Source organism: Dyella sp. S184 (assembly GCF_009766065.1).
Classification (GTDB): domain Bacteria; phylum Pseudomonadota; class Gammaproteobacteria; order Xanthomonadales; family Rhodanobacteraceae; genus Rhodanobacter.
In genome coordinates, this window is the sequence record NZ_LMUE01000009.1 from 249,754 (window position 1) to 262,778 (window position 13,025).

Below are 13,025 nucleotides of genomic sequence, written 5' to 3' on the forward strand. Positions count from 1 at the left end.
CGTGGCACGCAAGCTAGGGAAGCGTATTCGCGCGTCGGTTCGACGCCTCGTCAAACGGCATCTACCAAGCCTGCATATCCGACGCGAAGGGCTAGTTCCTTACACCAAGCCCTATTTGACGCCTGCCGACCTCATAACCAAGCTTCAGGCTTCCGGCCTGACGGTTCATTCTGTTCCGCATGCCCAAAACGTGCTGAGCATCGTCAACTACTATCGCTTCAAGGTCTACCTTCGCCCATTTCTTACACCGCCTGACTTCAAACAGTTTCAGGGTGGTGCAACATTCGTCGGCGCTTGCGAACTTCAAGATTTTGACCGGGATCTGCGGTCACTGGTTATGGCCCTGACTGGCATCATCGAGGTCACCCTTCGCCATAGCCTCGACGCCCACGTAGGTGCCTTTCTCAAAGATCCGTTCTGGTATTTGAACGAGCGCATCTATGCCCAAACGCCAACCGAAACCATCAAGAAGATCGTGCGTTCGGTCAATCTTTCTAACGAAGAGTTCAGCCAACATTTTCGCAGGAAATATCACAGTCCTGCCCGTGGGAAGCATTACCTTCTGCCTCCATTTTGGATGGCCTCAGAAACCTTTACGTTGGGGCAGCTTCTGTATCTGATGAAGGGCCTCGATAAAGTACCGTTCGCCGGGCCCACCAGGGGATCCTTGAACGAGTTAGACAAGATGGCTAGAAAATGGGGCGCGTTCAACATCACCGACTTGGAACGGTGGGTCGAGTATTTGAGAAATTTACGCAACTGGTGCGCCCACCACAATCGATTGTGGAGCCGAAACATGGGCGTGCCGTCCAACGTTCAGCGTCACCTCTCACCAGCCATCGCCGGCAAATCGCCAAACAACCATCGCATCTATCTTCATTTGGTAATGATGCGGATCATGCTTCAGAACCAACAAATCCCCGACAACATCGCAGCAGCCCTACAGGCGCTGTTTGTCACCTATCCAACCGCAGCTGCCATGAAAAACCAGATGGGTTTCCCTTCTAACTGGCTGGCTGACCCCTTCTGGCACTGACTTGCTGGCGCGCCGTGGAAAGCAGAAATGAAATGGATGAGGAACCCTTGCGCAGGGCGACCACGCAGTGATGATGGCCCACATGAGGTGCAAGACCGGCCGGATGGTGCGACCAAAGGTATCCTGACGACAGCGGGTCAGTTCAGTTCCTGAAACCGCAATCGAACCCAGACCCTAAAAATGCCCGTATGGCAACGGTCAGCCGCTTGGCCCTGACGCTGGCCGTCGTGGATGACTGGCATCAGCATCCGCGCCGATGGTAATCTGAAAAGGTACCGTTTTGAGTATCGTTTTTTCGCCTGTTTTTGGAGCTAAAAACCTTCAGGAACAGCGTGTTGGGGCAGGGCTTCTGAAGTTCCCGCCACCTCCACCATTGGCATCGCTGGCCGTAACAAACAAGCCCTGAGACTCATCATCTCCTTTTAAGGTCGTGCACGTTTCCTGGCCCGAGCCGAAAAATCAGTTCCGGTGAGGCTGCGTTTGGCGCGTGCCTTGGCCGTGCCAATGGCCTTCACACGATCCTCCGCCCGCTGTTGGGCCAGTGCAGCCTTCTGGCGGGCGTCGAGGTATTCAGGCAGGGTCAGCCAGCTGATGCGGTCCCCGCGGCCCATAACGACCTCCCCACGAATGGTGGCCCAGGCGTCGACTGGACGCTTGTGAGGACCAACGAGGGCGAAGGGCCAAGGATCTGATTGAGCGGTGCCGTTATTAAGCCACATGGCGAAACCAGCTCGGAAACCCAGTTTGGCCAGTTCGGCGTTCATTGCGGCCCGCTCGATCCGATGAGCTCGAAACCGGCGCACTTCACCGAGTGAATACCAAAGGGCTTCTCTCGGCCTCTCCCGGGGCTCCGGGTGCGGCGGCTGGGGTGGTCGGGTGCGAAGGCGCTCTTTGAGCTGTCCGACGCTCAGGCCGGTCAGCAACGTAACTTGGACGGGCAAGAGGAGCACGTCATCGGCGAGGTGGCCGACCTCACGCCGCAGGATGTCATCAGGAATGGCAGGGACGCGTTTGGGCATGCCCGCACCGTATCAAACTCATCCCATTCGTGCACCGAAGGGAGCCATGCCGGAGCCATGGACCGATACCCCAGAAAGAGAAAAGGCACCTAGGTCGCCCTAAGTGCCTGTTCTTGATTGGTGGGCCGTGAAGGATTCGAACCTTCGACCAATTGATTAAGAGTCAACTGCTCTACCAACTGAGCTAACGGCCCCTGAACTTGCTTGTACCTGCAAACCAGGCTTGAAACTGGGGTGGATGATGGGATTCGAACCCACGACAACCGGAATCACAATCCGGGACTCTAACCAGCTGAGCTACACCCACCATAAATCTTGAAACTGGTGCGCCCGACAGGACTCGAACCTGCAACCGTCGGCTTAGAAGGCCGATGCTCTATCCGGTTGAGCTACAGGCGCAATCTACTGTGACCGTAGGCTGCGTCGCTGGTCGGGGCAGAGGGATTCGAACCCCCGACTTTTGCGTCCCAAACGCAACGCTCTACCAGACTGAGCTATACCCCGCTTTCGAATCCCCGACAGCATCACCACCGGAGCCTTGAAATGTTACGGGTGACGCCTCGCTCAGTCAATCCGTATCGAAGCACACCTTTGTTTCTTGACCATCGTTTTCGCAGAGAAAAAATCAACTACTCCGTGAAAACAAAACGGGGTGCAAGCACCCCGCCTCGCTTTATAAAATGGTGCGCCCGGAGAGATTCGAACTCCCGACCACCTAGTTCGTAGCCAGGTACTCTATCCAACTGAGCTACGGGCGCACTGAAAACTTTTCAGCTTGCCGCCTTGATGTTTGGGCATCGAAGCGGTGAAGCAAGAAGCGGAATTATTCAGACTCCGCCCTCGTGCGTCAACACTTTTCGTCAAAATTGTTCATCTCACGTAACAACGCAATGCAAATATGGCCCTGTGCATGACTTTGCCGAGCACGCACGATAAACGTCAGATGATGAAGACTCAGGCCTGCAAACATGAAGAAGGCGGCCTTAAGCCGCCTTCTCGATCCCTGCACAGTCGCAGGTTATAGCCGTCCAAACTCCGGATCAGCCTTCGAGCCCCGAACGATTCTGCGTTGCCGGATCACCCACCTTGCCTACCGTGGAACCCGCATCACCCTTCGGTGGCGGTGGCGGCGGGGTGGCGCCAGTCGACGCATTCTTTGTCCAGTCCGCCGGCGGCCCAGGCTCGCGGCCGGCCATGATGTCGTCGATCTGGTGCGCATCGATGGTTTCATATTGCAGCAGCAGCTCAGCCATCGTGTGCAGCTTGTCGAGATTCGCGGTCAGTAGTTCCTTGCTGCGCGCATAGGCGCGATCAAGGATGCCGCGCACCACTTCATCGATCTTGCTGGCGGTCTCGTTGGAGATGCTCTTGTGCTGGGTCACCGAGCGCCCGAGGAACACCTCGTCCTCGTCTTCGCCGTAGGTGATCGGTCCGAGCTCGTCGGACAAGCCCCACTTGGTCGCCATGTTGCGCGCCATCTTGGTAGCCCGCTCGATGTCGTTGGACGCACCGGTGGTGACCTTGTCGGCACCGAAGATCAACTCCTCGGCCACACGTCCGCCATACAGCGAGCACAGCTGCGACTGGATCGCCACGCGGTTGATGCTGTACTTGTCACCCTCGGGCAAATACATGGTGACGCCCAGCGCGCGACCACGCGGAATGATCGTCACCTTGTAGACCGGATCATGCTCGGGCACCAGCCGGCCCACGATGGCGTGGCCAGCCTCGTGATACGCGGTGAGCTTCTTCTCGTCCTCGCTCATCGCCATCGAGCGACGCTCGGTGCCCATCAGGATCTTGTCGCGCGCCTTGTCCAGATGAACCATGCGCACTTCGCGGGCGTTCTCGCGCGCCGCGAACAGCGCCGCCTCGTTGACCAGGTTGGCCAGATCGGCGCCGGAAAAGCCCGGCGTGCCGCGCGCGATGGTCATCGCGTTCACGTCGCTGGCGGTCGGCACCTTGCGCATGTGCACCTTGAGGATCTGTTCGCGACCGCGCACGTCGGGCAGACCCACCACGACCTGACGATCGAAGCGGCCCGGCCGCAGCAGCGCTGGATCCAGCACGTCTGGACGGTTGGTCGCGGCGATCACGATGATGCCTTCGGTACCCTCGAAGCCATCCATCTCGACCAGCAATTGGTTGAGCGTCTGCTCGCGCTCGTCATGGCCACCGCCGAGGCCGGCACCGCGATGGCGGCCGACGGCGTCAATCTCGTCGATGAAGATGATGCACGGTGCGTGCTTCTTGGCCTGCTCGAACATGTCGCGCACGCGACTGGCACCGACGCCGACGAACATCTCGACGAAGTCGGAACCGGAGATCGCGAAGAACGGCACCTTGGCCTCGCCGGCAATCGCCTTGGCCAGCAAGGTCTTGCCGGTACCGGGCGGCCCGACCATCAGCACGCCGCGTGGAATCTTGCCGCCGAGCTTCTGGAACCGGCCCGGATCGCGCAGGAACTCGACCAGCTCGCCAACCTCTTCCTTCGCCTCGTCACAACCGGCGACATCGCTGAAGTTGACCTTGATCTGATCCTCACCCTGCAGCTTGGCGCGCGAACGGCCAAAGCTCATCGCACCACGGCCACCGCCGCCGGACTGCATCTGGCGCATGAACCAGATGAACACGCCAACGATCAAAAGCACCGGCAGCCAGCTGATCAGCAGGCCGATCAGCGAGAAGCCCTCGGACGGATCCTGGCGAACTTCCACGCCCTTGTCCTGCATCTGCTTGACCACCGCATTGGTGGAGAAGCCGAGCATCGGGGCTACCGTGCGATAGGCGCTGCCATCCTTCAGCTTGCCGCTGAGCGTGGCGGGCTGATCGGCACTGATCGTCGCGGTGGATACGTTGCCGTTGTCCACGCTCTGCACAAAGCTGCTGTACGGCAGGTCCGAGGAGGATGTGCCTCGCGGATTGAAGTTCTGGAACACGGCAAACAGCACCACCGCGATGATTACCCAGAGCAACACATTTTTCGCTGTTTCATTCATGCACGGTTCTCGCCCGGTGACACTGCCGAAGGCTTGAGGCCCACCGCCAGTGCGTACACCTCACGCGAACGTGCGCGCGAGGCCTTTGGTTTACGCATGGTTACGCGGGTGAAGTCCGCACGCAAGCTGCGCAAGTAATCGTCGAAGCCAACACCCTGAAACAACTTGATCAGGAACGAACCACCCGGCTTGAGCCACTGCCGACTGAAATCCAGCGCCAGATCGGACAGAGCCATCGCACGGATCTGATCGGCCAGCGCCACACCACTCATATTGGGGGCCAGATCGCACAGCACAAGATCCAGCTTGCACCCCTCCAAACGAGCCTCCAGTTCGCGCAACACGGTTTCTTCACGGAAATCGCCCTGCAGGAAGTCCACCCCGGCGATGCTCTGCATCGGCAGGATGTCCAGCGCGAACACCTTACCGGTATCGCCCAGGCGGTTGCGCACCAGCTGCGACCAGCTGCCCGGTGCGGCCCCGAGGTCAACCACATTGATGCCCGGCTTGAGCAGGCGGTCACGCTCGATCAGCTCTTCCAGTTTGTAGACCGCACGCGAACGCAAGCCCTCGGCTTGGGCTTTCTTGACGTATTCGTCGTTGAAATGTTCGCGCAGCCAGACTGCGCTGCTTTTGCTGCGGGCCATGTCGTTGGGGTCACAGATTGGGGATCGGGATGCCGCATGATACCCTTTGCCGTTCATTTACCGCGAATCGAGCACCACCGCATGGCCCTTTCCTCCTCTCAGATCCGTTACCTGCGCAGCCTCGCCCACGATCTGAGCCCGCTCATCCTGCTTGGCAACAAGGGGGCCTCCGCGGCTGTGGTCAAGGAACTGAACCTGACGCTGGACATTCACGAACTGGTCAAGGTGAAGCTTTCCGGCGGTGACAAAGATGAACGGCAGGCGCAGATCGACGTGCTCGTCGATGGCACCAAGGCCGAAGAAGTCCACCAGATCGGCCATGTTGTCGTGCTGTTCCGCCGCAACGACGACGAGCCGAAAATCGCCCTGCCGCGCTGAGAGGCTGCCGGATGGACCTGTCACTCGACCGTCCCGAAGGCTATTTGTTCGTGCGTCGCGTCGGCGCCCGCAGCGTCACCCTGATCGATCGCGAGCTCCAGGACAGCTTCCTGCTGGCACCGGACCGGGCTATCGAGCACTGGCCGGTCGATACAGCCGCCACACTGGATGCCGCCCATGTCGAAGCCCTGCTGGCCTTGCAGCCGGAGCTGGTGATCCTTGGAACCGGCGAGCGCCAGGTGTTTCCAGCGGCCGCATTCATGGCCGGCTTCCTGCGCAAGGGCGTCGGCATCGAAGTCATGGACAACGCCGCTGCCGCACGCACCTACAACCTGCTGGCGGGTGAAGGGCGTCGCGTGGTAGCCGGGTTCATCCTGCCTTCCGGCTGATCGCGTTCGCCACCCTGCGCAGCCAGACTCAGCGCGATGGCAGATAACCCAGCGGATCAACCGGATTGCCGTCCTTGCGGATCTGGAACTCCAGTTCGTTGCGCGATGCACCGGTGGAGCCCATCTCGGCAATCTGCTGGCCGGCACTGACTCGCTGACCTTCCTTAACCAGCCGCTTGCTGTTGTGACCATAAGCGGACAGGAAGCTGTCGTTGTGCTTGATGATCACCAGTTCGCCGTAGCCGACCAGGCCGTTGCCGCTGTAGACCACCACGCCATCGGCGGCGGCGCGCACCGGATCACCCTGCTTGCCGGCGATCTCGATACCGGGAATCGCATCGCCACTCTGGAAACGGCTGGCCAGACTGCCCTCGGCCGGCCAGCGCCAGTTCACTCCACTGACGGCGCGTGCGGGGCCGCTGGCAGCCGGTGGCGCCGGCGGGGCTGGCGGCGGCAGGGCCGCTGGTGCCGGCGTAGGCAGGCCCGCCACCGGCACCACGGTCGTCGTCGTTGCTGCCACGGCGGGATGCGCTGGCAACCCAGGCTTCGGCAACGGTGCAGGTGATGCCGGAGCAGTGCCGATGGACGCAGACGTGGCAGGTGCTGGCGTCACTGTCTGGAATACCGGAGCCGCCGCCACCACAGGCGCCGCCACAACATGTGGGGGCGTGACAGGCGACGCGGACGGCGTGCCGGTCACATGCGCGATCGCAGCCTTGCCCGATGGCGATAGCGTCAGTCGCTGCCCTGGCCAGATCGTGTAAGGCACGGCAATGCCGTTCCACTGCGCCAGGTCGCGAAAATCCACGCCATTGCGAAAAGCGATCGAATACAGCGTGTCGCCCTTGGCGACTTGATAACTGCCGCCAGGAATCGGCGTGCGGGCTGGCGTCACGGTCGTGCTGCCGCGATCATAGCCAGTGCCCGGTGCTGGTTCGACCACCACCGAACTGCGCATGGTGCCGCAGCCGACCAGCAGCAGAGACACGGTAAATGGCAGCAGCCTTTGAAGAGTTCGGTCCATGCGCATCAGCATAGCGAGACGATGCAGCTTTTTCATGCAGAGTCGCTCCGCCAGCTAGCTGGCAATCAACGCGGCCACAGCCACCAAAGCAGGAGCAGCGCCAGCAACACCAGCGCGGCCCAGCCAATCCACTCGATATGTTTGTGCAATATGCGTTCCGCACGCTCACCGAACAGCTTGATCAGCAGTGCCAGGAGCCACACGCGCTTGCCGCGACCAACCGCAATGCAGGCGAGAAAAGGCAACACCGGTACGCCGACGATGCCGGCGGCCCAGGTAACGAATTTCATCGGAATCACCGGCTGCAGCGCTGCCAGCATCAGCGCCCCCAGCATCGCCATCCAATGCTGGTTCATGTCGTTGCGCAGGTTGTCCACCCAGATCGTGACGGTCTGCTGCATATGTGGACTGAACAGCGGTTTCACTGCCTCGTAAGCCCAGTGTCCCAGCGCATAACCGACCAGCGCCCCGATCAATGAAAAAAGCAGCGAGATGTTGGCGTAGAAAAATGCCTTGTGCCGCTTGCCCAGCATCATCGGTGCAAGCATCACCTCGGGCATGACCGGAAAGATGAAGGCCTCGACGAAACTCAGCCCGCACAGGTAATACAGCGCACGCGGGGCACGCGCCCATACCAGCGCACGCGCATAAAGCGCCCCGAACAGGCGCATCAGCCGATCCCGCCAAGCAGGGGCACGAAGCTGACCGGCCCGAGTTCTTCCTGGGTGAAATCGCCCTGCCCGTCGCCGCGCATGCGGATCAACGTCTGCCGGCTGGGCGAGCCCACCGGTGCCACCAGCACGCCGGTGGGACTCAGTTGATCAAGGATCCGGGTGGGAATGGTGTCGCCGGCGGCGGTGAGGATGATCGCATCGAACGGCGCCTCGTCCGGCCAGCCGAGCTTGCCATCGTCGTGGCGGGTACGCACATTGCTCAGGCCCAGCTGGCGAAAGCGGCGGCGTGCCTGACGCAGCAACTCCTCGATCCGTTCCACCGTGAACAGCTGCGGCACCAGCGCCGCCAGCACCGCGGCCTGGTAACCGGAGCCGGTACCGACCTCCAGTACCTTCTGCGGCATGCCCTGCTTTGAATCAAAATGTTCAAGCAGCGCTTCAGTCATGCGTGCCACCACCCATGGCTGCGAAATGGTCTGGCCGTGGCCGATCGGCAACGCGGTATTTTCGTAGGCGCGTGAATGCAGCGCCTGGTCGATGAAGTGATGACGCGGCAAGTTGCGGATCACATCGATCACCCGCAGATCGCGGATGCCGTCTTCTTTCAGGCTGGCGGCGAGACGATCGCGCGCACGCTGCGAGGTCATGCCCTCGCCCTTGAGATCTGCCGCCGACAATGGATAGACAGTCATAGCTCAGGCGGCCTCATCGTGGGTGTGGCCGCTCGTCATGCCGTCGCTCAATGTCTGCATCCAGCTGCTGACCTTTTCCAGTGCCTGGAACCGGGTCAGGTCGACGTGGATCGGTGTCACCGAAACGAACCCGCGTCGCACGGCATCGAAGTCGGTGCCGGGGCCGGCATCATCCACTTCACCGGGCGGCCCGATCCACCAGATCGGCCGGCCGCGTGGATCGGTCTGCTTGATACATGGCGCGGCGCGATGGCGTCGCCCCAGCCGTGTCACCTCGAAGCCCTTGATCTCTGCCCATGGCCGGTCCGGCACATTGACGTTGAGGATGGTGTCGGCTGGTAGCGAATCGACCAGCAGGCGCTGCATCAACAGCAACACTGCATTGGCGGCCGAATCGTAATGCACGCCCTTGTGATCCTGGCTGACCAGCGATACCGCGATCGCCGGCAATCCAAGGAAGCGCCCCTCCATCGCCGCCGACACCGTGCCCGAATAGATCACGTCGTCGCCAAGATTGGCCGAATTGTTGATGCCCGACACCACGATGTCAGGCTCTTCCTCCAACAGCCCGGCCAGCGCCAGATGCACGCAATCAGTCGGTGTACCAGCCACGCGGTAATAACCGTTGCCCATCGGCAAGACACGCAACGGCGCATCGAGGGTGAGTGAATTGCTGGCGCCGGAGCGATCGCGATCGGGCGCTACCACGGTCACCTGACCGACCGCGCCGAGGCGCTCGGCAAGCACGCGGATGCCCGGTGCATCCACGCCATCATCGTTACTTACCAAAACTCGCATGTTGATCCGTTCGAGGGTATTTGCGGGTGCGCAGCCAGTGGTCCCCTGCGCGCTCCATCTACCGAAGTCTACCGTAGCGGCCCGGCGGATTCACATGCGCCGGGCATGCCGCGGTCGGCATCGCGCATTACCATGGCGGCATGAAGCGCCGCACGCCCGTTCCCATCGACGATCAAGACAGCCGCCTGTTTCGCGAGGCGATCGGCGACGTGCGCCAACTCGATCGCGTCGAGCCATCACCGGCTGCGCCGAAACCGAAGCCCCACCCGCACATGCTGGAAGCCGATGAGGCGGCGGTGCCCGGCGAATTGCTGCAGATGGCATTCGATCCGGCCACGCTGGAGGTGGGCGAGGAGCTGAGTTACCTGCGCGACGGCTACTCGCCGAAGCTGCTGCGTCAGCTCAAGCGCGGCCAGTTCAGCGTGCAGGACGAGATCGATCTGCACCAGATGAATGCCGCCGCCGCGCAGGCCACCATCGTCACCTTCCTGGCCGAAGCCAAGCATGGCGGACTGCGCTGCGTGCGCATCGTGCACGGCAAGGGCTTGCGCTCGAAAGCCGCCGGGCCGGTATTGAAAAACCTCACCGACCGGATGCTGCGCCGGCGCGACGACGTGATCGCATTTGCCTCGGCGCGGCCGGCCCAGGGTGGTACTGGCGCGGTGGTGGTGTTGCTGAAGGGCTAGATCAGGAGTGAGTGAAAAGGAGTGAGAGGTGAGTAAAAACCCCAATGCCCCGTGGCTTTGCTTCACACTCAGTACTCACTCCTTTTCATTCACTTCTGCTCGTAAGCCAGTTCGCGTACCACCACGGTGGCATAGGCCCCGGCCGGCAATTCGAACGACAGCTCCAGCGCATCGTCACACGGCCAGCGCCACTTCAGATCCTTGGGCAGCAGACGCAAGGGACGACGTTCCTGATCCATGCGCGCCGCAGCCACGCCTTCCGCCAGATCACTGAAGACCGCGCCAATCTCGCGTTCCAGCAGACCGGCTTCGCCCTGCGTGGGTAGCTCGCCCTGCCCCCACAACGGACCGGAGGGATGGATGTCCGCACGCGCCAGTCGCTCGGCCAGCACTTCGGTAAATGGTTCCGGCCCGAACCACGAACGTGAACCGGCCAGCGACCAGATCTCACCATCCAGCGGCTTGTCCCACGCATCGCGCTCGACCCGCGCCGCCAGCACGCTGTTGAATATCTGCGAACGTGCGGCCGACAGCAGGAACGAACGCTTGTCGCGCTCGACCCGACGCCCGGCAAACATCGCCCGTGCCTGCGCCACGTTGCCACCCTCGCGGCCGAAGCGCTGCTCGCCGTAGTAGTTCGGCACACCGCGTGCGGATATCTGCTGCAGCACTTGCTCGGCTGCATCACGATCACCCTGCACCCCGCGTAGAACCAGCACAAAGCGATTGCCGCGCAACGCGCCGCGCTTCAACTTGCGCGAATGCCGCGTCGCCGCCAGCACCTTCACATCCGTATGCGGAAACACCGACCAGTCCGGATCGGGCTTGCCGGCCAGCTGCACCGAAAACGTCTGCCGGGTGACGGCATGGCGATCCTTCAACCCGGCATAACCGACGGCGATCTGCGACACACCGGCAAACTTCGCCAGCTCACGCGCCACCCAGTCGGTGTTCGCGCCGCGCTTCTCCACCCACAACAGCGCGTGCTCGCCCGCGCCATCGGCGTCGTAACCGAGGATTTCCTCGACGACGAAGTCCTCCGGTGTGCTGCGCAATTGCGCCTGCAAGGGCGGCGTACCATGGGCCCATGGCAACGGGGCTTGGGCAAGGTCGGATTCGGACATGACACTCCACCGGTCGCGCCGGCATTCAGATGGAAACGGGCCGCGCTCAGCGCCGCTCGAGCAGAACGCAGGCCTGCGCTGCGATACCTTCACCACGACCGGTGAAGCCGAGCTTCTCGGTGGTGGTGGCCTTGATGCTGATGCGGCCGATCTCGCTATCCAGATCCTCGGCGAGGTTTTTACGCATCGCCTGCGCGTGTGGACCCACCTTGGGCGCTTCGCAGATCACCGTGACGTCGGCATTGCCCAGTGCGTAGCCGTGCTGCGCCATCAACATCGCCGCATGGCGCAGGAACTGGCGGCTGTCGGCATGCCGCCAGCGCTCGTCGCTGGGTGGGAAATGGGTGCCGATATCACCCAGCGCCAGTGCGCCGAAGATCGCATCGCACAGCGCATGGATCACCACGTCGCCGTCCGAATGCGCGATCACGCCGCGATGATGCGACACGCGCACGCCGCCGAGCGTGACGTGGCCACCGTCACCGAACGCATGCACATCGAAACCCTGGCCTATGCGCATCATGCTGTCCTCGCGAGCAGAAACTCGGCCAGCGCGAAATCCGCCGCCGTGGTCACCTTGATGTTGTCCTCGGCACCTTCGACCAGCAAGGGCGCGAAACCGGCCTGCTCCATCGCCATGGCCTCGTCGCTGGGATTCACCCCGCGCCGCGCCGCCTCGCGCAGAGCGGCCGACAACGGACCACGCCGGAACATCTGCGGGGTGAAAGCACGCCAGCGCTGATCGCGCGGCTCGGTCAATCCGCTGCGACCGACGGCATCAGCGCGCTTCAATGTGTCGCGCAAGGGCGCGCCCAGCAGACCGCCGTCTGTCGCGCCGGCCAGTTCGATCAACTTGCTGATATCGGCAAGTCGTACGCAGGGTCGTGCCGCATCGTGGACCAGCACGAAATCTTCCGCGCCCACCGTCTCTGGCAACGCATCCAGCCCGGCCAGTACCGAATCACTACGTTCTGTTCCGCCGGTGGCGGTAAGTACCGGCTTGCCATTGAGCATGGCGAGGCGTGGCCAATGCGCGTCCGCTGCAGCCAGCGTCACCAGCAAGCCGGCAATGCACGGATGCGCGGCAAGCCGCTCAAGCGTTTGCTCGATCAGCGGTCGTCCGGCCAGCGGCAGGTATTGCTTGGGGCAACTTCCACCGACCCGCGCACCGCGCCCCGCTGCAGGCACCACGCACCACAACATCGATGTGCTCATGGTGAACCGGCAGATGATGTGGTCGATGGCGGTGGCACGCTACCGGGGTTGGCCGGTTGCTCGACCACCTGATAGAACGTCTCACCAGGCTTGATCAGCCCCAGTTCGGTGCGCGCGCGCGCCTCGACGGCCTGGTCGCCTTGCTTGAGATCGAGCACATCGGCACCGACGGCCTGATTGCGCTGCAACAGCTTGGCGTTCTCGTCCGTCTGCTTCTTCACTGCCACGCGCAGGCTGTCCACTTCGTGCATGCTGCCGTTGCCGGACCACAGCTTCAGCTGCAGTCCGATCAGGATCAGGATCAGAACCAGGGCGATCCAGCGCAGCATGGGCAGTCGACTATC

15 protein-coding genes and 5 tRNA genes are annotated in these 13,025 nt (G+C 62.1%); 4 read left to right on the forward strand and 16 right to left on the reverse strand.

Annotation, left to right across the window (positions count from 1 at the left end; genetic code table 11):
- Position 1 precedes the first annotated feature (1 nt).
- Entirely contained in the window at positions 2-1,036 is a 1,035-nt protein-coding gene (locus GSQ75_RS13275) for an Abi family protein (protein WP_158755354.1), read from the forward strand.
- Between the two features lie 422 nt (positions 1,037-1,458).
- Here GSQ75_RS13275 and GSQ75_RS13280 read toward each other — a convergent pair whose 3' ends face one another.
- The 8 genes from GSQ75_RS13280 to rlmE form a co-directional block, all read right to left on the reverse strand.
- Entirely contained in the window at positions 1,459-2,055 is a 597-nt protein-coding gene (locus GSQ75_RS13280) for a hypothetical protein (RefSeq protein WP_158755355.1), read from the reverse strand.
- A 118-nt stretch (positions 2,056-2,173) separates the two neighbouring features.
- Positions 2,174-2,249, reverse strand: a tRNA-Lys gene (locus tag GSQ75_RS13285).
- A 36-nt stretch (positions 2,250-2,285) separates the two neighbouring features.
- Positions 2,286-2,362: transfer RNA gene (locus tag GSQ75_RS13290), tRNA-His, on the reverse strand.
- A gap of 15 nt (positions 2,363-2,377) precedes the next feature.
- Positions 2,378-2,454, reverse strand: a tRNA-Arg gene (locus tag GSQ75_RS13295).
- 28 nt (positions 2,455-2,482) lie between these two features.
- A tRNA-Pro gene (locus GSQ75_RS13300) sits at positions 2,483-2,559 on the reverse strand.
- A 177-nt stretch (positions 2,560-2,736) separates the two neighbouring features.
- Positions 2,737-2,813 (reverse strand) — tRNA-Arg (locus GSQ75_RS13305).
- Between the two features lie 282 nt (positions 2,814-3,095).
- Positions 3,096-5,054: an ATP-dependent zinc metalloprotease FtsH gene (gene ftsH / locus GSQ75_RS13310; protein WP_174236732.1), complete on the reverse strand. Its 1,959-nt coding sequence runs from the start codon at positions 5,052-5,054 to the stop codon at positions 3,096-3,098.
- Complete coding sequence (gene rlmE, locus GSQ75_RS13315) at positions 5,051-5,701, reverse strand: 23S rRNA (uridine(2552)-2'-O)-methyltransferase RlmE (RefSeq protein WP_158755356.1); 651 nt, start codon at positions 5,699-5,701, stop codon at positions 5,051-5,053. The genes ftsH and rlmE overlap by 4 nt, the downstream gene beginning before the upstream one ends.
- 81 nt (positions 5,702-5,782) lie before the next feature.
- Here rlmE and GSQ75_RS13320 point away from each other — a divergent pair, with 81 nt between their 5' ends.
- Together GSQ75_RS13320 and GSQ75_RS13325 are read left to right on the forward strand one after the other, a co-directional pair.
- Positions 5,783-6,079, forward strand: a complete 297-nt coding sequence (locus GSQ75_RS13320; protein WP_077446100.1) for a YhbY family RNA-binding protein — start codon at positions 5,783-5,785, stop codon at positions 6,077-6,079.
- A gap of 11 nt (positions 6,080-6,090) precedes the next feature.
- Positions 6,091-6,468, forward strand: a complete 378-nt coding sequence (locus GSQ75_RS13325) for an Mth938-like domain-containing protein (protein WP_158755357.1) — start codon at positions 6,091-6,093, stop codon at positions 6,466-6,468.
- A 28-nt stretch (positions 6,469-6,496) separates the two neighbouring features.
- Here the strand turns inward: GSQ75_RS13325 and GSQ75_RS13330 are convergent, their stop codons facing one another.
- The 4 genes from GSQ75_RS13330 to surE are packed head-to-tail and all read right to left on the reverse strand — an operon-like array spanning position 6,497 to position 9,656.
- Positions 6,497-7,504 (reverse strand): peptidoglycan DD-metalloendopeptidase family protein, encoded by a 1,008-nt coding sequence (locus GSQ75_RS13330; RefSeq protein WP_158755767.1) that lies wholly within the window; start codon positions 7,502-7,504, stop codon positions 6,497-6,499.
- A gap of 53 nt (positions 7,505-7,557) precedes the next feature.
- Positions 7,558-8,163 carry a VTT domain-containing protein gene (locus tag GSQ75_RS13335; RefSeq protein WP_158755358.1) on the reverse strand — a complete coding sequence of 202 codons (606 nt, stop codon included), beginning with the start codon at positions 8,161-8,163 and terminating at the stop codon, positions 7,558-7,560.
- Positions 8,163-8,858, reverse strand: coding sequence for a protein-L-isoaspartate(D-aspartate) O-methyltransferase (locus GSQ75_RS13340; protein WP_158755359.1), 696 nt, complete (start codon positions 8,856-8,858; stop codon positions 8,163-8,165). The genes GSQ75_RS13335 and GSQ75_RS13340 overlap by 1 nt, the downstream gene beginning before the upstream one ends.
- A gap of 3 nt (positions 8,859-8,861) precedes the next feature.
- Positions 8,862-9,656, reverse strand: coding sequence for a 5'/3'-nucleotidase SurE (gene surE / locus GSQ75_RS13345; protein WP_158755360.1), 795 nt, complete (start codon positions 9,654-9,656; stop codon positions 8,862-8,864).
- Positions 9,657-9,796: 140 nt separating this feature from the next.
- Here surE and GSQ75_RS13350 point away from each other — a divergent pair, with 140 nt between their 5' ends.
- Complete coding sequence (locus GSQ75_RS13350) at positions 9,797-10,342, forward strand: Smr/MutS family protein (RefSeq protein ID WP_158755361.1); 546 nt, start codon at positions 9,797-9,799, stop codon at positions 10,340-10,342.
- 89 nt (positions 10,343-10,431) lie between these two features.
- Here the strand turns inward: GSQ75_RS13350 and truD are convergent, their stop codons facing one another.
- From truD to ftsB, 4 genes are read right to left on the reverse strand one after another with little or no spacing between them, the layout of a single operon-like run.
- On the reverse strand, positions 10,432-11,466 hold the full coding sequence (gene truD, locus GSQ75_RS13355; protein ID WP_158755362.1) for a tRNA pseudouridine(13) synthase TruD: 1,035 nt from the start codon (positions 11,464-11,466) through the stop codon (positions 10,432-10,434).
- A gap of 46 nt (positions 11,467-11,512) precedes the next feature.
- Positions 11,513-11,986, reverse strand: a complete 474-nt coding sequence (gene ispF, locus GSQ75_RS13360) for a 2-C-methyl-D-erythritol 2,4-cyclodiphosphate synthase (protein ID WP_158755768.1) — start codon at positions 11,984-11,986, stop codon at positions 11,513-11,515.
- Positions 11,986-12,681 carry a 2-C-methyl-D-erythritol 4-phosphate cytidylyltransferase gene (ispD, locus tag GSQ75_RS13365; RefSeq protein WP_158755363.1) on the reverse strand — a complete coding sequence of 232 codons (696 nt, stop codon included), beginning with the start codon at positions 12,679-12,681 and terminating at the stop codon, positions 11,986-11,988. The genes ispF and ispD overlap by 1 nt, the downstream gene beginning before the upstream one ends.
- Positions 12,678-13,010: a cell division protein FtsB gene (gene ftsB / locus GSQ75_RS13370; RefSeq protein ID WP_158755364.1), complete on the reverse strand. Its 333-nt coding sequence runs from the start codon at positions 13,008-13,010 to the stop codon at positions 12,678-12,680. Before ftsB ends, ispD begins: the two co-directional genes overlap by 4 nt.
- Positions 13,011-13,025: the final 15 nt, after the last annotated feature.

Excerpts from the sequence above, each read along its gene's own strand:
- GSQ75_RS13280 (WP_158755355.1), bottom strand. The coding sequence starts at position 2,055 with ATGCCCAAACGCGTCCCTGCCATTCCTGATGACATCCTGCGGCGTGAG.
- ftsH (WP_174236732.1), bottom strand. The coding sequence starts at position 5,054 with ATGAATGAAACAGCGAAAAATGTGTTGCTCTGGGTAATCATCGCGGTG.
- rlmE (WP_158755356.1), bottom strand. The coding sequence starts at position 5,701 with ATGGCCCGCAGCAAAAGCAGCGCAGTCTGGCTGCGCGAACATTTCAAC.
- GSQ75_RS13320 (WP_077446100.1), top strand. The coding sequence starts at position 5,783 with ATGGCCCTTTCCTCCTCTCAGATCCGTTACCTGCGCAGCCTCGCCCAC.
- GSQ75_RS13325 (WP_158755357.1), top strand. The coding sequence starts at position 6,091 with ATGGACCTGTCACTCGACCGTCCCGAAGGCTATTTGTTCGTGCGTCGC.
- GSQ75_RS13330 (WP_158755767.1), bottom strand. The coding sequence starts at position 7,504 with ATGCTGATGCGCATGGACCGAACTCTTCAAAGGCTGCTGCCATTTACC.
- GSQ75_RS13335 (WP_158755358.1), bottom strand. The coding sequence starts at position 8,163 with ATGCGCCTGTTCGGGGCGCTTTATGCGCGTGCGCTGGTATGGGCGCGT.
- GSQ75_RS13340 (WP_158755359.1), bottom strand. The coding sequence starts at position 8,858 with ATGACTGTCTATCCATTGTCGGCGGCAGATCTCAAGGGCGAGGGCATG.
- surE (WP_158755360.1), bottom strand. The coding sequence starts at position 9,656 with ATGCGAGTTTTGGTAAGTAACGATGATGGCGTGGATGCACCGGGCATC.
- GSQ75_RS13350 (WP_158755361.1), top strand. The coding sequence starts at position 9,797 with ATGAAGCGCCGCACGCCCGTTCCCATCGACGATCAAGACAGCCGCCTG.
- truD (WP_158755362.1), bottom strand. The coding sequence starts at position 11,466 with ATGTCCGAATCCGACCTTGCCCAAGCCCCGTTGCCATGGGCCCATGGT.
- ispF (WP_158755768.1), bottom strand. The coding sequence starts at position 11,986 with ATGCGCATAGGCCAGGGTTTCGATGTGCATGCGTTCGGTGACGGTGGC.
- ispD (WP_158755363.1), bottom strand. The coding sequence starts at position 12,681 with ATGAGCACATCGATGTTGTGGTGCGTGGTGCCTGCAGCGGGGCGCGGT.
- ftsB (WP_158755364.1), bottom strand. The coding sequence starts at position 13,010 with ATGCTGCGCTGGATCGCCCTGGTTCTGATCCTGATCCTGATCGGACTG.